Below are 19,844 nucleotides of genomic sequence, written 5' to 3' on the forward strand. Positions count from 1 at the left end.
AGCGACGCGAGCATGACGGACAGTCGAATCGCGGTGATCGGCATGGCCGTACGGCTTCCCGGTGCCGAGGACGTGGCGGACCTGCGCTGGCTGCTGACCCACGACTCGGTCGAGGTCGACGAGGTCCCGCCCAGCCGATGGGCCCGCGACCACTACCTCGGCGACGGCGACCACCAGGGCACCCACCACCGGGGTGCCTTCCTCCAGGACCCGTTCTCCTTCGACCACGAGGCGTTCGGCCTGACCGCCGGTGACGCCGTCCTGCTCGATCCGCAGCAGCGGGTGATGCTGGAGGTCGGTGCGCGGGCGCTGGAGGACGCCGGCTACCGGTCCGTCCGCCGTCGCCTCGACGCGGGCGTCTTCGTCGGTGCCCGGATGAACTCCTACGGCTTCGACCACGGTCGTGGGCTGGCCCCGACCGGCTCGGACGGCACCGGACGACCGGTCCCGGCGGCCCTGTGGGGCCGGTCGCAGAACTTCGTCGCGGCCTGGCTCTCCGACCGCCTCGACCTCACCGGCCCCAGCCTGGTCGTCGACACCGCCTGCTCGTCTTCGCTGACGGCGGTCTGGTTGGCCTGCCAGAGCCTCGCCGCAGGCAGTTGCGAGATCGCGCTGGTCGGCGGCGTGGACCTGCTGCTCGACCCGCTGACCTTCGTGTTGCTGTCCCGCACCGGCGCGCTCTCCCCGGACGGGCTGTGCCAGACCTTCGACGAGCGGGCCAACGGATACGTCCCCGGCGAGGGGGCCGTCGCCCTGGTGCTCAAGCCGATGGCCACTGCGGTGGCCGACGGTGACCTGATCCTCGGCGCGATCGCCGGCACCGGAGTCAACAACGACGGCCGCACCATGGGGGTGACCACCCCCAACCTGGAGGCCCAGATCGCGCTGCTCGACCGGGTGTACGGCCGGATCGACCCCACCACCGTGCAGTACGTCGAGACCCACGGCACCGGCACCGCCATCGGTGACCCGATCGAGGTACGGGCGCTCACCGACGTGTTCGGCCGGCGCGGCGTCGCCACCGGCAGCGTCGCGCTCGGCTCGCTGAAACGGCGGATCGGGCACCTGCACTCGGCGTCCGGCCTGGCCGGCCTGGCCAAGATCGTCCTCTGCCTGCGGGACGAGATCGTCCCCGGGGTGCCGGTGCCCACGGTCAACCCGCGACTCCGGCTGGACACCGGCCCGCTGCACCTGCCGTCGCGTCCCCGACCCTGGCCGGCGGCCCCGATCCGCCGGGCCGGCGTGAGCGGCTTCGGCTTCGGCGGCACCAACGCGCACGTGGTGGCCGAGGCGGCGACCGGGCCCGCGCCGACCAGCACCGGGGCCGGCCGGCCCGCCGAGGTGCTGGCCCTCTCCGCCGACAGCCCGGACGTGCTGCGCGAACTGGTCGCGCAGTGGGTGGAGTTCCTCCCGTCGGCGGCCGACGAGATCGCCGACGTGCTCGCCACCGCCCGGCTCGGCCGCCCGGCCCGCGCCGTACGCTGCGCGGTCGCCGGACCGGACGCCGACCGCCTCGCCGCCGCGCTGCGCGCCCGGCTGCTGCACGCCGACGTCCCGCTGGGGGAGCCCACCGGACGACCGTCCGTGGTGGCCGTCCGCCCGGTGGCCGGGTCCGCGCCGCCGCGCTGGCTGCTCGCGCTCCACCACGACGTGCCGGCGGTACGGGAGATCGTCGGCCGGTTCGAGACTGCGGTCGGCAGCCCGGTGACGACGTTCGCCGGCCCACTGCTGCGGATCTGTGCGGGGGTCGTGCTGGCCGTGGCGCTGCGCGACATCGGGGTACCCGAGCAGGCGGTCGACCTGCCGCCCGGCTGGTCGCCGATCGCCGACTTCACGCACGGCCGTACCTCCCTGGAACAGGCGCTCAGCACGGTGCTGGCCGCCGGGGCCGCGACCACCGAGGCCCCGGCCCCCGCTGACGGCGGGGTGGACCTCGGTGCGCGCCTCGCCGCCGCCACCGACGGGCGGGAGGTCGCCGCGGTGCTCGCCGTCGTCGCGGCGGAACTCTACGAAGCCGGCGTGGACATCGACTGGGCCACGTTCCAGGGGCCGGTCGCCTGGCGCAAGCGCCTCCTGCCGGTCGGTCAGGCCCGGGGCCCCGCGCTGGACCTGCGGGAGCCGCTGCGCTCCGCCGAGCCCGGCGGCCCGCTCACGCTCGACGACGCCGGCCCGGCCGGGTTTGCCTTCTCCCGCGTCTTCGGGCCGGGCGAGGTGCCGATCGCCCAGCACTCGGTGTACCGCCGGATCATGCTCCCCGGTGTCGCCTGGTTCGACTTCCTGCGCCAGGGCGCCGAGCTGCGCGGCGGGCCGTTCCACGGGGTGCACGACGTGCTCTTCCACCGCCCGCTCATCCCGACCGGGGCGCACCGGGTGGTGTGCCGGGTCGACGCCGAGGGGCGGTTCACCGTCGCCGACGCCGCCGGCACCCCCTTCGTCACCGGCCGGTACGCCCCACAGCCCGATCCGGTGCCCGCGCCGCAACCGCTCGCGGCGCTGCTCGACACCTGCGCCCGGGTGCACGCCGGGTCCACCGTGTACCGCTGGCTGCGCCGCATCGGCTACCAGCACGGCCGGTACTACCGCAACATCTCCTGGGTCGCCAGCCTCTCCGGCGGGGGCACCCTCGCCCGGATCGAGGGGGGCCGGCAACGCGCCCTGAACCCCCCGGACGTCCAGCTCTTCCCGGGGCTGCTGGACAGCGTCACCATCGCGGCGATCGACCCGGACAACCCCGTCTTCGGCACCGACCACGCCACCGCGTTCATCCCGCTCTCCGTCGACCGGGTGAGCGTGCACGGTGCGCTGGCCGACGCCGCCTACGTCCGTACCGAGGTGTCCTTCTGGAACGAGGAGGCGTGCCGGGTCACCCAGGTCGTCCTCGACGCCGCAGGCGTACCCCTGCTGACCTTCGGGGACATCTCCTCCAAGCGGGTGCCCGTCCTCGCGTTCAGCGACCCGCCGCCGGCCGACACCGCGCGGCGACCGGCGGCCGGGTCGGCCGTCGCGCCGGTCACCGCCGCCGCTGCCGCCCCGGTGGGCCCTGCCGTGCCGGCCGCTGCGGTGAGCGCGGCGCCGGTGCGTGGGGATGCGCCCGTGCCTGTGGAGGCGCGCCGGCCCGCAGCGGAGCCGGCCGGGCCAGCGCCGGAGGTGCCGCCGGCCGGCGGCGTCGCGGACCTGCCGGCGGCCGGCCCCGTCCCGACGACGCCGTTCGCCCGGGCGCTCGCCTGGTTCCTGGCCCTGGCCGGTACGGACGCCGAGCACGTCGATGCCGAGTTCCTCTCCGCCGGCTTCGACTCCGTCGGCCTGGTCGGTCTCAGTGAACGACTGTCCCGGGAACACGGGCTGTCGCTGTATCCGACCGTCTTCTTCGAGTACCCGACCCCCCGCAGCTTCGCCCAGCACCTCGTCGACGAGGCACCCGAGTTCGTGGCCGCGCTGGCCGCGTCGCCGGCCCCGGTCGCGCCGGACGCCGTCGCCCCACCGCCGGCTGACACCACCCGCACCCCACCGGTCGGCACCGTCCCCGTCTCGCCGCCGGCCGCCCCCGGGGCGGCGCGGGCCGGTACCGCCTCCGCCGCGCCGCCGGACCGTTCCGTGCCCGTCCCGCTGCCGGACAGGTCCGTGCCCGTCCCGCTGCCGATCGGCAGCGTTCCCACTCCGCCCCCGGCCGCCTCGATGTCGGCCGTCGCCGCGTCGCCGGTTGCCGGCGCGGCGGGGGCATCCGGGGTCGACGGGACGGACCCCGGGCGCGACATCGCCGTCGTGGGTGCCGCGATCCGGGTGCCCACGGCAGGCGACCTCGACGCGTTCTGGACGCTGCTCACCGACGGACGCGACACCGTCGGCGCCCTGCCCGAGGGCCGGTGGCAGCAACTGGAGGGCCCGGTGCCGCAGGCGTCGTTCCTGGACCGGGTCGACGAGTTCGACCCCGTGCCGTTCCGGATCTCCGCCCGGGAGGCACCGCTGATCGACCCCCAGGCCCGCATCGTGTACGAGACCATCTGGCAGGCCCTGGAGGACGCCGGCCGGACGGGGCAGGGGAGCCCGGACAACCGGATCGGCCTGTGGATCGCCTACAGCCACGACCACTACCACGAGGAGCGGTCCCGACACGGGGTGGCCGACGGGCGCGGGCTGGGCCTGGAGGCGATGATCCCGAACCGGCTGTCGTACCTGATGGACTGGCACGGCCCGAGCGTCGTGGTGAACACGCTCTGTTCGTCGTCGCTGGTGGCGTTGCACACCGCCGTACAGCACCTGCGGGCCGGCGACATCGACACCGCCGTCATCGGTGGCGTGCACGCCGCGATCAGCCCGGAGTACTTCGACTCCATGCGGGACCTGCGCGCGCTCTCCCCCAGCTTCCGTTGCCGGGCCTTCGACGTCGAGGCCGACGGGTTCGTGCCCGGCGAGGGAGCGGTGGCGATCGTGCTCCGCCGCCGCGCGGACGCCGAACGCGACGCCGACCGTATCCGGGGCCTGATCAAGGGGGTGGCGGTGAACCACGGCGGCCGGACCACCCGCTACTCCGCCCCGAGCCCCGCCGGCCAGCGGGAGGTGATTGTGGCGGCGTTGCGGGATGCGGGGGTGGGTGTGGATCGGATCGGGATGGTGGAGGCGCATGGGACGGGGACGTCGTTGGGTGATCCGATCGAGGTGGAGGGTTTGACGCGGGCGTGGCGGGGGTTTACGTCGCGGACGCAGTTCTGTGCGATCGGTTCGTTGAAGTCGAACATCGGTCATTTGGAGCCGGCGGCGGGCCTGGCCGGGTTGGTGAAGGTGTTGTTGTCGTTGGAGCACGGGGTGGTGCCTCCGACGTTGCATGTGGTGCGGCCGAATGATCACATCCGGTTTGAGGACACTCCGTTCTTTGTGGCGGATCAGCTGGTGTCGTGGCCTCGGGTGGAGGGTGTTCCGCGTCGGGCGGCGGTGTCGGCGTTCGGCATGGGTGGGGTGAACGCGCACGTGATTGTGGAGGAGGCGCCGGCTCCGGCGGTCCGGGAGCCCTTGCCGCAGGGGTCGTATGTGGTGAAGGTGTCTGCGGCCAGTGAGGAGGGGGTGCGTCGGTTGGCGGGCGGGTATGCGCGCATGTTGTCGGGTGTGGATTCGTCTGTGGTGGGTGATGTGGGGTTCACGGCGAATGTGGGTCGGGCGTCGCATCGTTTTCGGGTGGCGGTGCAGGGTGCTGACGGGTCGGGGTTGGTCAATGGTCTGAGTGCGGTGGCGGGTGGGGATCGGCCGGTGGGTCGGTTGTCGAATGAGCCGCCGTTGTCGGTGTTCCTGTTTTCGGGTCAGGGTTCGCAGTATCCGGGGATGGGTGCGGGGTTGTACGCGACGGAGCCGGTGTTTCGGGATGCGTTTGATGAGTGCGCTGAGCTGGTGGCGTCGGGTGGGGATGTGCCGTTGCGGGAGGTGGTGTTGGGGGGTCGGGGTGGCGAGTTGGTGCAGACGCGGTTCGCGCAGGTGGGGATCGTGTCGGTGCAGGTGGGGTTGGTGCGGTTGTTGGAGTCGTGGGGGGTGCGCCCGGGTCTGGTGGTGGGTCACAGCGTGGGTGAATTGACGGCTGCGTGGGCGGCGGGGGTTTTCGGGTTGGGGGAGTTGTTGCGGTTGGCGGTGGTGCGGGGTGGGTTGATGCAGGCGCAGCCGTCGGGTGGGGCGATGGCGGTGGTGTTCGCTGATGCGGGGTCGGTGAGTGAGTTGTTGCCGTTGTTTCCGGGGGTGGAGATCGCGGCGTGGAATGCGCCGCGGAGTGTGACGATTTCTGGTCCGGCCGAGGCGGTGGAGGCGTTCGGTGCCGGGTCGGGGTTGCGGACGCAGCGGTTGACGGTCAGCCATGCGTTCCACTCGGCGGCGATGGCCGGGGCGGTGGACCCGTTCGCCCAGGCGTTCGGGCAGGCGGTGGTGTCACCGCCACGGGTCGGGTTCGCCTCCACGGTGACGGGTGGTTGGCATGACGCCCGATCCGTGGCCGACGGCCAGGTGTGGGGGTCGGGGATTCGCCGGCCGGTGCTTTTCGCTCAGGCGGTGGAAGCGGCCTATGCGGCGGGGGGAAGGGTGTTCTGGGATATCGGCGCGCATCCCGTGTTGACGGGGTTGGGTCGAGCGACGCTTACGGGCACTGATGTGACGTGGTTGTCGACGTTGCGTCGGGAGCATGAGGATCAGGCGCAGTTGCATGCGGCGGTGGCGTCGTTCTACAGCCAGGGTCTGGGTGATATCGACTGGGCCGGGGTGCATCGCGGGAAGGGACACCGGACCACCACCATTCCCAGCTACCCATTCCAACGGCAGAGATTCTGGGTCCACGGTGGAGCGGACGAGGTGGCGAATGCCCCCTCCGCCCGGCCGCCTTCCCTGAGGCAGGAGCCGGGCAAACGTAAGATCCACCTCTATCCGCCCGACCGGGAGAACTACGTCGACAAGGACCGGATGTCATGACTACGGAATATGGACTCAAGCGTCACTTCAATGGTGACGCCGCCCGCCTCATCGGTGGGAAGATCCGCGAGGTCCACCCGGACTTCGACGTCGAGGAGTACGCCGCCGAGGTGGAGCGACGTATTCCCGGAAAGGAGTTGAAGGACCGCGTCCTCGTCCTGGCGGAGGGGCTGCGCAGCCGGCTCCCCGAGGACTACCCCGAGAGCGTGAAGATCCTCCTGGCCATTCTCGGCGACGAACTCGCCGAGGGTGAGGGGATGTTCAACGTGAGCTGGTACCTCATGCCGGTGGCCCGGTTCGTCGAGGAGTACGGCCTGGACCACCCGGAGGTGTCCCTCGACGCGCTGGTCGAGATCACCAAGCGGCACACCGCCGAGTACGCCATCCGCCCCTTCATCGAGCAGCACCACGAGTTGACGATGACCCGGATGGTCGACTGGGCCCGCGACCCCAGCCACAACGTCCGGAGAATGGCGAGCGAGGGGGTGCGTCCCCGGCTTCCCTGGGCGCGTACGCTCACCGTCTTCGTGCGGGACCCGCAGCCCGTCTTGGACATCCTCGAACCGCTGCGCAGCGACCCCTCCGAGTACGTGCGCAAGTCGGTGGCGAACAACCTCAACGACATCTCCAAGGACTCACCCGACCTCGCGTTGGCCACCGCGTTGCGCTGGTCGCAGGAGAGCCCGACCCCGGAGACCACCTGGATCGTCCGGCACGCGTTGCGCACGCTGGTCAAGAAGGGCAACCAGGAGGCGCTGGCGATCGTGGGCGTCACCGGCGGCGAGCACCTCCGGGTGCCCTCGATGGGGCTCCACCCGCGCACCCTGACGCTCGGTGAGTCGACCATGATCCGCCTCGACGTCGAGAACACCGACAGCCGCCGGCACACCGTCACCGTGGACTACGTCGTGCACCACGTCCGCAAGAACGGCCAGCGCATCCCCAAGGTCTTCAAGCTGACCACGCTGGACCTCGCCCCCGGCGAACGCCGGACGGTGGAGAAGTCGCACCCGGTCCGGGAGGTCTCCACCCGGCGCTACTACGCCGGGGAGCACCTCGTCGACATCCAGGTCAACGGCCAGGTGCTGGCCACTGACAGATTCGACCTCCGGCTGTGAGCGCCCCCCGTACGCCGTTCGCCGCCGACCACCCGGTGCTGCGCGACCACCGGATCGGCGGCACACCGGTCCTGCCCGCGGCGGCGCAGCTCGACGCGATGCTCACCGCCTGCGCGGCGGCCCACGAGGGCGGCAGTTGGCGGCTCGACCAGGTGGCGTTCCTCGCGCCGCTGCCGGTCGCGCCCGGCGGTTCGGTCGAGATCGAGACCGTACTCACCCCGGCGGGGGAGTGCACGCTCGCTTCGTGGCAGCCGGACGGGTCCGGCCCGGTCCTGCACAGCCGGGCCCGGGCCACCCGCAGCGCGTTGACGCCGCCGAGCTACCGGGACGTGGCGGGGCTGCGCGCCGGCTGCGTCGACGAGGTACCGCTCTCCACCGTCGCCGAGTGGCGGCGGGACAGCGGTATCGCGTATGGCCCGACGTTCCAGGCGATCCGCGCCGCGCACCGGGGGCCCGACCGGATGCTGGCCGTGCTCCGCGCCTCCGGTGGGCTGACCGAGCGGCACTTCGTCCCGCCACCGCTGCTGGACAGCGTGTTCCAGTGCCTCGGGATGCTCGACGACGGCACCGCCGGGGCCTGTCTGCCCTGGTATGTCGGGCGGATCACCGCCCGCCGCCCGGTCACCGGCACCGTCCTGGCCCTGGTCGAGCGCACCGACCCGTCGGGCGGGGCCGGCGGCGCGGTGCGCGGGCGGGCCACGGTCTGCAACCAGCAGGGCGAGGTGCTGGTGGAGCTGGACCGGATCGTCCTCAAGGCGGCCGGCCCGACCACCGCCTCCCACAAGCGGCCCCCGTCCCGCCAACCCACCACCCACCCCGCCGATCCGACGCCCGACGGGACGCGTTCCGCCGATCCGACGCCCACCGGCCCGTGTCCCGCCGATCAGCCGGCCGCCGGCCCGGTGCCTGCCGGGTCGGTGACCACCGTCGCCTGGCGGCCGGTCGTTCCCACCCCGGAGCCGGCCACCGACCCGGGCCGCACCTGGGTGGTGTCGGGGGAGGCCGGTGTCGAGTCGTACGAGGGTGGACCGGTCCTGCTCACCCCGGCCGACCTGCACGACGCCCACCTCGACCGGACGCGCGCCGGGACGCCGCCCGCCGAGGTGGTGTACGTGGCACCCCGCGCCGTGCGGGACCGGACCGAGGCCGTCGCGCTGCTGCACGGCGTCTTCACCATGGTCCGGCGGCTCGCGGCGCAGCCACCGATGCCGGCCCTCACCATCGTCACCAGCGCCGCCCAGCAGGTCAGTGGGGACGAGTCGATCGAGCCGGGGCAGGCCGCGCTGTGGGGCCTGGCGCGTACCCTGCGGATCGAGCACCCGCAGGCCCGGGTCCGCCTCGTCGACATCGGCCTGGGCGGCGGCGCCGAGCCGCCGACCCTCGACGAGGTACGGCACGGTGAGGCGGAACTCGCCTGGCGGGACGGCTCCTGGTACGCCCCCACCCACCCGGCGGTGCCGGTCGTACCTGGGCGGTCGGCCCGGCCGGTGGCCGGTGGCCGGTTCCTCGTCACCGGCGGCCTGGGCGGCATCGGCCTGCACGTGGCGGAGTTCCTGGCCGGTGCGGGCGGTGCCCACCTCACCCTGGTCGGCCGCACGGCACCGACCGAGGGGCCGACCCGGGACCGGCTGGACCGGCTCGCCGCCACCTGCGACCTGCGGGTCGTCGCCGCCGACGTCCGTACGCTGCCGGACGTGCTGCGGGGCGCGGAGCCCTTCGACGGGGTCTTCCACGCCGCCGGTGTGCTCCGCGACGGGTTGGCGCGCAGCCTGTCGGCGGAACGGATCGACGAGGTGTTCGGGCCGAAGATCGGTGGGGTGCACGCGCTCGACGAGGCGTTCCCCGCCGACGTGCGGCCCGGGTTCGTCGTCCTGTTCTCCTCCGTCTCGGCGACCCACGGCAACCTCGGCCAGAGTTCGTACGCGACCGCCAACGCCTACCTCGACGGCTACGCCGCGCGCCGCCGGGCGGGTGGGGAGGCGTGGTACAGCCTCGGCTGGGGCCTGTGGCGCGTCGGCATGGGGGCGGGGATCGCCGACGCCGCGGCGGCACGGGGCATCCCGGCACTGACCGTCGCCGACGGCATCGCGCTGCTGCGGCACACCCTCGAACTGGCTCCCGCGAACTACGTCGTGTCCGCAGTCGACGAACCGGAGGACGACCAGATGACCCCTGTGACCCCTGTCGAGACCCGGCTGTGGCCGGTGCTGTCGGCGATCCTGAAGCGGACCCTGCACGTCGACCGGGTGTCGCCCGACGACAACCTGCTGGAGTTGGGGCTGGACTCGATGATGGCGGTCGAGGTCTCGGCCGCGCTGGCCGGCGCGGGGCTGGACGTCGATCCGGTGGCCATGTTCGACCACCCCGACGTCGGCGCGCTGGTGCGGCACCTGGAAGGGCTGCCCCGCCACACACCCGGGCCGGGCCCGGCCGCCCCGGCCGCCCCGACCCCGTCCGCCGTCACACCGACCGCGCCGTCCTTCGCCGTACCGGCGGTGCCGGGTGCCGGGCGGTCCGGGTCCGCCGCCCTACCGGCCGGCTCTCCTGCCGGGCCGGCCGCCGCCCGGCCGGCCGGTGCGCTGCCGGACCCGGTGGCCGCGTCGGCGACACCGCGCTTCGTGCCGGACTGGGACCGCTACCGCGACGTCGACGGTGCCGCCGACCGGCACCCACCCCGACCTGACCACCGGGCGGAAGCCGGCCGGGCGGTGGGGCGCCCGGCAGCGAACGGACCACGGCCGACGGTGGGCCCGGCGGCGAACGGGCACCGGCCGACGGTGGGGCCGCCGATCGGCCGGGAGCGGGCCGCCGGGCCGCCCGGCGTCGCCGTCCCGGCCGGCGCGTCGGTGCCCCGCCGCACCCTGCCCGGCCGGCTCGGGGACCACCCGGGCGGCTCCTTCCTGGACCGGCGCATCGACGCGCTGTCGGTGGACGACCGGGTGGTCATCGCCCAGGACGACTACTTCTACGAGCCCGTCATCGAGGACTCCAAGGGCGCCTGGATCAAGTTCGACGGCCGCTGGTTCCTGAACTTCGCGTCGTACAGCTATCTCGGGCTGATCGGCCACGACTACATCAACCACCAGGCGCAGCGGGCCCTGGAGCGGCACGGCACCGGCGCGCACGGCGTGCGGTTGCTCGCCGGCACCCTGCACCTGCACCGCGAGCTGGAGCTGGGCATCGCCCGGTTCCTCGGGGCCGAGGACGCCATCGTCTACACCAGCGGCTACATGGCCAACGTGGCGACGATCGGCGCGCTGGTCGGGCCGGGCGACGTGGTGATCGGCGACGTCTACAACCACGCGAGCATCCTGGACGGCTACCGGTTGTCCGGCGCGACCGTGATCACCTACGCGCACAACGACCTGACCGACCTGGAACGCGCCCTGCGCCGGGCGGGCGACGCCGGGAAGCTGGTGGTCACCGACGCGGTCTTCAGCATGGACGGCGACATCGCCGACCTGCCCGGCATCCTGGCACTGTGCGAGCGCTACGACGCGCCGCTGATGGTCGACGAGGCGCACAGTCTCGGCGTGCTGGGTGCCACCGGCCGGGGCATCACCGAACACTTCGGCATCGATCCGGCCCGGGTCGCGGTCAAGATGGGCACGCTGTCCAAGACGGTGCCCAGCACCGGCGGCTACGTGGCCGGCTCCAGCGACCTGGTCTTCGCCCTGAAGAACAACGCCCGGGGCTGGATGTTCTCCGCCGCCGGCACCCCGATGCAGGTGGCCGCCGCGCGGGCTGCGGTGGAGGTGATGGAGGCGGCCCCGCAGCTCACCGGGGAACTACGGGCGCTCACCGACCGGTACCGGGCGACGCTGCGCGGCCTCGGCTTCGACACCCTGGCCAGCGAGACGCCGGTGGTGCCGATCATCTGCGCCAGCGCCGGGCAGGCCCAGGAGATGGCCCGGCTCTGCCAGGCCGACGGCATCTTCGTCCAACCCATCGTCTATCCCACCGTCCCCAAGGCGCTGCCCCGGCTGCGCACCATCGTCAACCTCAGCCACTGCGCCGACGACCTCGACCATGCCGTCGCCGTCTTCACCCGGGCCGGCCGGCAGGTCGGGCTCATCGCCTGAGAACTGCCGGCGCGCTCCGACCGAGACCCACCCGTGTTGCCGGCCGCCCGACCGGGCGGCCGGCGGAGGAACCCCGTCGAGAGGAGAACGCAGTGAGTGACATCGACAGCAGGGCCTTCTTCGGTGCCGTCCTGAAGGCCGTCGCCTGCACCCGCAACCACAACACCGACGAGACCGGTTACGCCGAGGGGGTCCTGACGCCCACCGCCCGGATCCGGGAGTTCGAGAAGGAACTCGGCGACCGGGCGCTCACCGAGGCCGAGGCCGCGCAGGTGCTGGGCTGGCTGGACTCGACGTTCCAGGCCAAGCTCACCCCCGCCGAGGAGCGGGAGCACTACCACCGGTACATCGCCGAGGTGTCCGGGGTGACGCGGGCACCGGCCGCCGTCTCCGCCTGACCGGCGGTGTCCGGTCCGGGGCACGCCACCGACCCGGTCCCGTCGGTGGCGTGCCCCGGCCACCCGCCCCTGCCCGATCGTCGAGCGCCGAGGACGTCGCACATGTCGAAGCTCGCCTGGTACAGCCACGAGATCTGCTTCTGGCACGACCCCGGACCGGGGTCGGGCTACCTGCCGGTCGGTCCGGGCATCGAACCCCTGCGCCAGCACGCCGTCGACCCGGACCTGCGCCGGGCCGAGGGGTTGGTCCGGCTGGCCGGGGTGCTGGACCACTACACCCGGGTCACCCCGGCGCCGGCCACCGACGACGACCTGCTGCTGGTGCACGTGCCGGAACACCTCGCCCGGGTCGAGGCGGCCTCCGCGCTCGGCGCGGGCGACGCCGGGGTGTACGCGTACGTCAACCACCACAGCGCCCAGGCGGCCCGGGTCGCGGCGGGGGCCTGCGTGCAGGCGACCGCCGCCGTGCTCGACGGGCGCTTCGACCGGGCGTACTGCCTGGTCCGGCCGCCCGGACACCACGCCGAGCCGGACCGGGCGATGGCGTTGTGCCTCTACAACAACGTGGCGATCGCCGCCCGGGCGGCGCAGCGGCACGGGGTACGCCGGGTGCTGGTGCTCGACTGGGACGTGCACCACGGCAACGGCATCCAACGGACCTTCTACGCGGACCCGGACGTGCTCTACGTCTCGATCCACCAGGAGGGGCTGTTCCCGCCCGCGTCGGGGCTGGTCACCGAGACGGGTACCGGTGCCGGTGCGGGTCGCACCCTCAACGTGCCGCTGCCGGCCGGTTCGGGGCACGAGGCGTACCTGGCGGCGCTGTCCAGGCTGGTCGCGCCGGCGGCGCGCACCTTTCGCCCGGAGCTGATCCTCGTCGCGGCCGGTGTCGACGCGAGCGGTCACGACCCGATGGGCCGGATGATGTGCACCAGCCGGACCTTCCACGCGATGACCGTGGGAATGTGCGCGCTGGCCGACGAGCTCACCGACGGGCGGATCGTCTTCGTCCACGAGGGCGGCTACTCGGCCTGGTACCAGCCGACGCTGGTGCTGGCCATCGCGGCGGCGATCGCCGGGCTGCCCGCGCCGCCCGATCCCTTCCTGCACTCGCTGGAGCACCTTCCCGGGCAACGGCTGCGACCGCAGCAGAGCCGCGTGGTCGAGCACCTCGAAGCCCACCACCCGATGCTGGCACGAGGAGGGCGGAGCCGATGAACGGCTGGTTGATGCGAGTGGGCGCCGGTCTCCGGCACCCGGTCGACGGTGGATCCCGCGCGGTCGGCCCGGTCCGGAGTGGGCCGTGGGCGCGACTGATCGCGCTGCCGCACGCCGGTGGCTGGCCTTCGGCGTTCCGCACCTGGCGTCCGGTGCTGCCGGCGGGGGTCGAGCTGCTGGTCGCCCAGCTACCGGGCCGGGGGCTGCGGGCCGCCGAACCGCCGCTGCGTCGGGTGGCGCCGCTCGTCGACGGCCTCAGCCGCGCCGTCGCGGAGCTGCCGCCGCTGCCGTACGCGGTCGTCGGACACAGCTTCGGCAGTGTGCTGGGCTACGAGCTGACCCGGGCGATGGAGCGGGCCGGTCGGCCACCCCGGCTGCTCACGGTGTCGGCCCGTCAACCACCGTGCTTTCCCAGCGAGCCGCCGTTCGCGCACCGCCGGACCGACGCCGAACTGCTGGAACACCTGGTGGAGATCGGCGGGATCGGCCCCGAGTTGCTGCACCGGGGGGACCTGGTGCGACCTGCGCTGGCCGCGATCCGGGCCGACCTCGAAGCCATGGAGACCTACCGCCGGCCGCCGACCGGGGTCGCGGTGCCGATCCTGTCGCTGGGTGCGGCGGACGACCCGGTGGTCGTCGCCGACCGGCTGCACCTGTGGTCGCTGGAGACGACGGGGGCCTTCACCCGTCGGATGTTCACCGGCGGCCACTTCTACCTGTACGAGCCGGAAACCGCAGCAACCATTGCGAATCATCTTCTAGGCATCTGTTTCCCGCATGTCGCGGAACAGCAGGAAATGTCCCACTCCAGGGCGACGCTGTCGCGCTGACCACTCCGCACCATCCAGAGAGGAACCACCTTGGCCACCACGAGCGAACCGCAGCACCGGGCGAGCCCCCGGGAATGGCTGGGCCTGGCAGTGCTGGCACTGCCGACGCTGCTGCTCTCCATCGACATGAGCGTCCTGCACCTCGCGGTGCCGCACATCAGCGAGAGCCTGCTGCCCAGCGCGCCGCAGATGCTGTGGATCATCGACATCTACGGCTTCATGATCGCCGGCCTGCTGGTGACCATGGGCACGCTCGGTGACCGCATCGGCCGGCGTCGGCTGTTGCTGATCGGCGCCGCCGCCTTCGGGGTCGCCTCGGTGATCGCCGCGTACGCCGACAGCCCGGCCACGCTGATCGCCGCGCGTGCCGCGCTCGGCATCGCCGGCGCCACCCTGATGCCGTCCACCCTCGCGCTGATCAGCAACATGTTCCAGGACGCGAAGCATCGGGGGATCGCGATCGCCGTCTGGGTCACCATGTTCTCCGTCGGCATCGCGCTCGGCCCGGTGGTCGGCGGCGCGTTGCTGGAGTACTTCTGGTGGGGCTCGGTCTTCCTGCTGAACGTGCCGATCATGGCGGTGCTGCTGCTGGCCGGCCCGCGCCTGCTGCCCGAGTACCGGGACGCCGACGCCGGCCGGCTCGACCTGACCAGTGTGGTGCTGTCGCTGGCCACCATCCTGCCCGTCATCTACGGCCTCAAGGAGCTGGCCAAGGACGACCCGGGCCTGCTGCCGGTGCTCGCCATCGTTGCCGGCCTGGCCGTCGGCGTGTTCTTCGTCCGTCGGCAGCGGGGCCTCACCAGTCCGCTGATCGACCTGCGGCTGTTCCGCAACCGCGCGCTGACCACCGCCCTGGTGGCGATGCTGTTCAGCATGCTGATCGCCGGCGGGACGTACCTCTTCGTCACGCAGTACCTCCAGCTCGTGGTGGGGCTCTCCCCGCTGCGGGCCGGTCTCTGGCTGCTGCCGGCGGCGATCGCGCTGATCGTCACCTCGATGCTCTCGCCGGTGCTGGCCGGGCGCTTCGCCCCGGCGCACGTGGTGGCCGCCGGCCTGGCCGTCTCGGCGGTCGGGCACCTGACCCTGGCCCTGGTCGGCAGCGAGGGCGGGCTCACCCAGCTGGTGGTCGGCTTCCTCCTGGTCTACGCCGGGGGTGGCCCGCTGATCGCCCTCGGCACCGACATCGTCGTCGGGTCGGCACCGCCCGAGCAGGCCGGCTCCGCCTCGGCCGTCTCGGAGACCAGCACCGAACTGGGCATGGCGCTCGGCGTCGCCATCCTGGGCAGCATCGGCACCATCGTCTACCGCAGCCAGGTGACCGTTCCCGAAGGCGCCGCTGCGGGCGACACGCTGGCCACCGCCGTCGCCGCCGCCGAACGGCTGCCCGGGGAGGTCGGCGCGACGCTGCTGGCCTCCGCCCGGGCGGCGTTCACCGACGGGCTGAACGTGATCGGCGCGATCAGCACCGTGATCACCGTCCTGCTCGTCGTGGCGGTGCTGACCATGATCCGCAACCGGCCGGCCGCGCCGGACGACGCTCCGGTGGACGATGCCGACGTCGTGCCCGCCCGGTCGGCGTCCTGACCGGGTGCCCCGGCGTTGTCGGGGCTGAGGGGCGCGGGCCGGGGCCTGACCCCGGCCCGCGGGGCCCCCGGTCGGAGGTGAGCAGCAGGGCGTCGTGATCGACGCGGGCAGTGCCCGACCCGGGTGCCCGGACCACGTGGTCCGGGCACCCGGCGCGTCCCGGGGGCGCACCGCGTGCGGGTGGCGGGGCGGTGTCCCGCCGGCCCCGCCTCCGGCGGACGGCGGCGCCTGTGGGCGGGGCGGGTCAGTACGCGTAGGTGACCGAGATGGTGGCGTTCGGGCAACCACCTGCCAGGCTGGTCAGCGCGCTCTTCTCGGCGCTGTCGACGGTGAGCCGCCAGCGGATCTTGGTGGCCACCCACTCGTTGACGTACCGGCACCGGGCGGCGGCGTACGGCGGCAGCCAGCTGGCCGGGTCCTGGTCGCTCTTGGCCTGGTTGACGTTGTCGGTGACGGCGGCCAGCGGCCGGCTGTCGCCGAGGTCGTTGGCGTACGCCTGGCGACGGCTGGTGGTCCAGCTGCGCGCGCCGGAGTCCCACGCCTCGGCGAGCGGCACCATGTGGTCGATGTCGAGGTCACCGGTGGCGGTCCAGTAGGCGTTGTCGTAGTAGGAGTACCAGCGGCCCCCGCTGAGGGCGCAGCCGCTGCCGACGGTGGGCGCGCCGACCGCCTCGGCGAGCAGCACCTCGTCGCGGGTGGTGCAGCCGTCGCCGTCGGCGTCGACCCAGTGCGGGAAGAGGTCGCGGCTGTAGCCGGTGCGGTTCTCGGCGGCGACGGTGAGGTTGGCGACGGCGGTGGTCAGCGGGGCGGAGTAGCCGGCGGCCTCGGCGGGGTGGGCGAGGCCGGTGGTGGCGAGGACCGCGGTGAGGATGGTCGCGGTGGCGCGCAGGCGTCGGTTCATGGTGCTCCGTCCGGGTGAGATGCGGAATCCCTGCCACATGTATAGACGGGTGTCGAACGAACGGTCCAGCGGGCGACGCGTGAACGGTGGCGGAACTCGCCGGTCAGCGGCGGGCCGGCAGCCGACCCAGCTTGTCCGGGTTGACCACCAGCAGCAGCCGTTCGATGCCCCGTACCGTGGTGTCCAGCGTGATCAGGGTGATCGGGCGGTCGGTGGCGACCAGCAGCCCCGGGCCGCCGTTGACCTCGACGAGGTCGATCGTCGTCCCCGGCCAGTACTTGCGCCGCACGTTGTCCAGGAAGTTCGTCACCCGGGCCGCCCCGCAGACGTCCCGGCGGGACGCGTGCACCCGGCCGCCGCCGTCGGCGCGGGCCACCACGTCGTCGGTGAGCAGCCGCTCCAGCGTGGCCAGGTCACCGTCGCGGGCCGCGCCGAGGAACGCCCGCACCAGTTGCCGCCGCCGCTGCGGCGGGGCCGGCGTGGACCCCTCGACGGCGAGGTGCCGCCGGGCGCGACTGGCCAGCTGCCGGGCGTTCGGCTCCGACGTGCCGAGCACCTCGGCGATCTCCCGGTACGGGTAGTCGAACGCCTCACGCAGCACGTACGCGGCCCGTTCGGCGGGGGCCAGCCGCTCCAGCAGCAGCAGGACCGCGACGTCCAGCGCTGCCGCCCGTTCCGCGCCCAGGGTCGGATCGGCGCTGGTGTCGACCGGCTCGGGCAGCCACGGCCCCACGTACGTCTCCCGGGTGGCCCGCGCCGAGGTGGCCGCGTTCACCGCCAGCCGGGTGGTCGTGGTGGTCAGGAAGGCGGCCGGGTTGCGTACCCCGCTGCGCTCGGTGCCCTGCCAGCGCAGCCACGCCTCCTGCACCACGTCCTCGGCCTCGACGACGCTGCCCAGCATCCGGTAGGCCAGCCCGAACAGTCTCGGCCGCACGTCGAGGAACGCGGCCAGGTCCGCCGCCGCGACAGCCGGTGGCCCGTCGGCAGCAGTCCCGGGCCCGGTCGTCATCCGCCTACCGTAGGCGGTGCGCCGCGCGGGCCCGACGTCACCCGACGCCGGGCCCGCGCACAGGGTCAGCGCGCGCGCCACTCGGCCAACCGGGTGACACCGGTACGCGCGCCGTCGCCGAGCGGGACCAGCGACTGCTCCGCCAGCAGCGCCCCGAAGTAGCGCCCCTGCGGGTCGGTGACCACCGGCCGGGGGTCACCGGCGGCGGTCAGCGTCTCCCGGCCCAGCTCGTCCAGGGGGAACCGCTGCGGCCCGGCCAGCTCCACGATCCCGTCGACCGGTGCGCCGACGGCGATCTCGGCCAGCGCCGTCACCACGTCGTCGGCGGCGATCGGCTGGATCAGCGCCGGCGGCAGACGCACCTCGTCGCCCACCACGGCCGCGTCGACGATGGCCGGCACGAACTCGAAGAACTGGGTGGCGCGCACCACCGTCCACGGGATGTCCGCCCCGGTGATCAACGCCTCCTGCGCCACCTTGGCCCGCATGTAGCCGCTGTCCGGGATGCGGTCGGTGCCGACGATCGACAGCGCCACATGATGCCGTACGCCGGCCTTCGCCTCCGCCTCCAGCAGGGTCCGGGTGGACGTCTCGAAGAACGTCAGGACGGCCGTCTCCTCGAACGACGGCGAGTTCGACACGTCCACCACGACGTCGGCGCCGTCGAGCACCTCGGCCACCCCCGCACCCGTGAGCGTGTCCACCCCGGTACGCGGTGAGGCCGGCACCGCCTGGTGGCCCTGCTGCCCGAGCAGCGCCACCAACCTGCTGCCGATGAGTCCGCTGCCCCCGATGACGACGATCTTCATGGTCGGTCCACTCCCTGTTCCGTCCGTGGCGGTCCTACCGCCCTGCACCACTAACGACCGACCGGACCGCCGATCCGTGACAGCTCCGCCCGGCACGCCGTCCACCCGCCGCTTTCCGGGCCGCCGACGGGCCGCACCCCGCCGTCCGACCCGCCCACCGCGGGGCCGCCCCACCGGTCGCCCGTGCGTCACCGGGGACGCGATGCTGCGCCCCGTCGGTGGTCCGGCACCGGGTAGCGTGCCCGCGATGGGTGCGCCGGCACCCGGTGAGGAGACACCATGGCGGGCACGACGACGGTGGAGGTTCCGACCAGTGACGGCGCGGCCGACGCGTACCTGGCCCGGCCGGACGGCGACGGGCCGTTTCCGGCGGTGCTGTTCTTCATGGACGCCTTCGGGTTGCGTCCCCGGCTCGCCGAGATGGCCGAGCGGATCGCCGCGCGGGGTTACCTGGTGCTGGTGCCGAACCTGTTCCACCGGACCGGCCGGATGCCGCAGTTCGACCTCGCCGACCTGGCCGATCCGCAGCGACGCGGTGAGCTGTTCGGGCGGATCGTGCCGCTGATCAGCGCGCTCACCCCGGAGCTGGTGGCCCGGGACACCGGGGCCTATCTGGGCTTCCTCGCCGCCCGGGGCGACGTCGCACCGGGACCGGTGGCGATCGTGGGTTACTGCATGGGCGGCACCAACGCGTTGCGCGCGATCGAGGCGCACCCGGACCGGATCGCGGCGCTGGCCAGCTTCCACGCCGGCCGGGTCGTCACCGACGAGTCGGACAGCCCGCACCGGGGAGTCGGCACGGTCACCGGTGAGCTGTACTTCGCCCACGCCGACCGGGACGAGTCGATGACCGCCGAGCACATCGCGACGCTGGAGGGGGCGCTCGACGCCGCCGGGGTCAGCTACCGCTCCGAGGTGTACACCGGCGCCCCGCACGGCTTCACGATGGCCGACACCGCGATGTACGACGAACAGGCCGCCGAGCGACACTGGACGGCGCTGTTCGACCTGCTGGAACGGACCTTCCGGGGGAGCGGCGCGACGGTCGGATGACGGTCCCCACGCGAGCGCATGACAGTCGCGTGACATTCGGACCGCAGCGTCCCACCGTGGTTTCGCCGCCCGCTCACCCGGGGCAGAAGCCAGGTCGACAGCGACTCGTGGAGGGACGACAGACGTGGAAGTACAGGGCTTCTTCACCGCCATCATCATTGGTCTGATCATCGGTGCCCTGGGCAGGCTCGTGGTGCCGGGGAAGCAGAAGATCTCCATCCTGCTCACCCTGGCCATCGGTGTGGTGGCCGCGATCCTCGGCACGCTGGTCGCCGGGGCGCTCGGCGTCGACGACACCGCCGGCATCGACTGGATCGAGTTGTTCATCCAGGTGGTCTTCGCGGCTCTCGGCGTCGCCCTCCTCGCCGGCACCTACGGCCGACGTCGGCACTGACCCACACCCC

General features: G+C 73.3%; 12 protein-coding genes. 9 read left to right on the top strand and 3 right to left on the bottom strand.

What is annotated here, in order from left to right; translation table 11 throughout:
- The first annotated feature begins 12 nt into the window (after window positions 1-12).
- From ACQP1S_RS13360 to ACQP1S_RS13390, 7 genes are all read left to right on the top strand, one after another.
- Window positions 13-6,438 (top strand): beta-ketoacyl synthase N-terminal-like domain-containing protein, encoded by a 6,426-nt coding sequence (locus tag ACQP1S_RS13360; protein ID WP_432906730.1) that lies wholly within the window; start codon window positions 13-15, stop codon window positions 6,436-6,438.
- Window positions 6,435-7,556: a DNA alkylation repair protein gene (locus ACQP1S_RS13365; RefSeq protein WP_432906731.1), complete on the top strand. Its 1,122-nt coding sequence runs from the start codon at window positions 6,435-6,437 to the stop codon at window positions 7,554-7,556. Before ACQP1S_RS13360 ends, ACQP1S_RS13365 begins: the two co-directional genes overlap by 4 nt.
- On the top strand, window positions 7,553-11,638 hold the full coding sequence (locus ACQP1S_RS13370; RefSeq protein WP_432906733.1) for an aminotransferase class I/II-fold pyridoxal phosphate-dependent enzyme: 4,086 nt from the start codon (window positions 7,553-7,555) through the stop codon (window positions 11,636-11,638). The genes ACQP1S_RS13365 and ACQP1S_RS13370 overlap by 4 nt, the downstream gene beginning before the upstream one ends.
- Before the next feature lie 92 nt (window positions 11,639-11,730).
- Window positions 11,731-12,036, top strand: coding sequence for a hypothetical protein (locus ACQP1S_RS13375; RefSeq protein ID WP_432906735.1), 306 nt, complete (start codon window positions 11,731-11,733; stop codon window positions 12,034-12,036).
- 102 nt (window positions 12,037-12,138) lie between these two features.
- Window positions 12,139-13,254, top strand: a complete 1,116-nt coding sequence (locus ACQP1S_RS13380; protein ID WP_432906737.1) for a class II histone deacetylase — start codon at window positions 12,139-12,141, stop codon at window positions 13,252-13,254.
- Window positions 13,251-14,084, top strand: coding sequence for a thioesterase II family protein (locus tag ACQP1S_RS13385; RefSeq protein WP_432906738.1), 834 nt, complete (start codon window positions 13,251-13,253; stop codon window positions 14,082-14,084). Before ACQP1S_RS13380 ends, ACQP1S_RS13385 begins: the two co-directional genes overlap by 4 nt.
- Before the next feature lie 126 nt (window positions 14,085-14,210).
- On the top strand, window positions 14,211-15,668 hold the full coding sequence (locus ACQP1S_RS13390; RefSeq protein ID WP_432907994.1) for an MFS transporter: 1,458 nt from the start codon (window positions 14,211-14,213) through the stop codon (window positions 15,666-15,668).
- A 244-nt stretch (window positions 15,669-15,912) separates the two neighbouring features.
- Here the strand turns inward: ACQP1S_RS13390 and ACQP1S_RS13395 are convergent, their stop codons facing one another.
- The 3 genes from ACQP1S_RS13395 to ACQP1S_RS13405 all read right to left on the bottom strand — a co-directional run bounded on the left by ACQP1S_RS13395 (window position 15,913) and on the right by ACQP1S_RS13405 (window position 18,387).
- The gene (locus ACQP1S_RS13395) at window positions 15,913-16,569 is read right to left on the bottom strand and encodes an HNH endonuclease family protein (protein WP_091239061.1); all 657 of its coding nucleotides are present in this window, start codon (window positions 16,567-16,569) and stop codon (window positions 15,913-15,915) included.
- Between the two features lie 103 nt (window positions 16,570-16,672).
- A complete protein-coding gene (locus ACQP1S_RS13400) occupies window positions 16,673-17,578 on the bottom strand; it encodes an RNA polymerase sigma-70 factor (protein ID WP_432906741.1) in 906 nt (301 codons plus the stop codon).
- 65 nt (window positions 17,579-17,643) lie between these two features.
- Window positions 17,644-18,387 (bottom strand): SDR family oxidoreductase, encoded by a 744-nt coding sequence (locus tag ACQP1S_RS13405; RefSeq protein ID WP_432906743.1) that lies wholly within the window; start codon window positions 18,385-18,387, stop codon window positions 17,644-17,646.
- Window positions 18,388-18,666: 279 nt separating this feature from the next.
- Here ACQP1S_RS13405 and ACQP1S_RS13410 point away from each other — a divergent pair, with 279 nt between their 5' ends.
- Both ACQP1S_RS13410 and ACQP1S_RS13415 read left to right on the top strand, forming a co-directional pair.
- Window positions 18,667-19,440, top strand: coding sequence for a dienelactone hydrolase family protein (locus tag ACQP1S_RS13410; protein ID WP_432906745.1), 774 nt, complete (start codon window positions 18,667-18,669; stop codon window positions 19,438-19,440).
- 124 nt (window positions 19,441-19,564) lie between these two features.
- Complete coding sequence (locus tag ACQP1S_RS13415; RefSeq protein ID WP_091239071.1) at window positions 19,565-19,834, top strand: GlsB/YeaQ/YmgE family stress response membrane protein; 270 nt, start codon at window positions 19,565-19,567, stop codon at window positions 19,832-19,834.
- Window positions 19,835-19,844: the final 10 nt, after the last annotated feature.

Source organism: Micromonospora matsumotoense, assembly GCF_050951065.1.
In the GTDB taxonomy this organism is placed as follows: Bacteria; Actinomycetota; Actinomycetes; order Mycobacteriales; family Micromonosporaceae; genus Micromonospora; species Micromonospora matsumotoensis.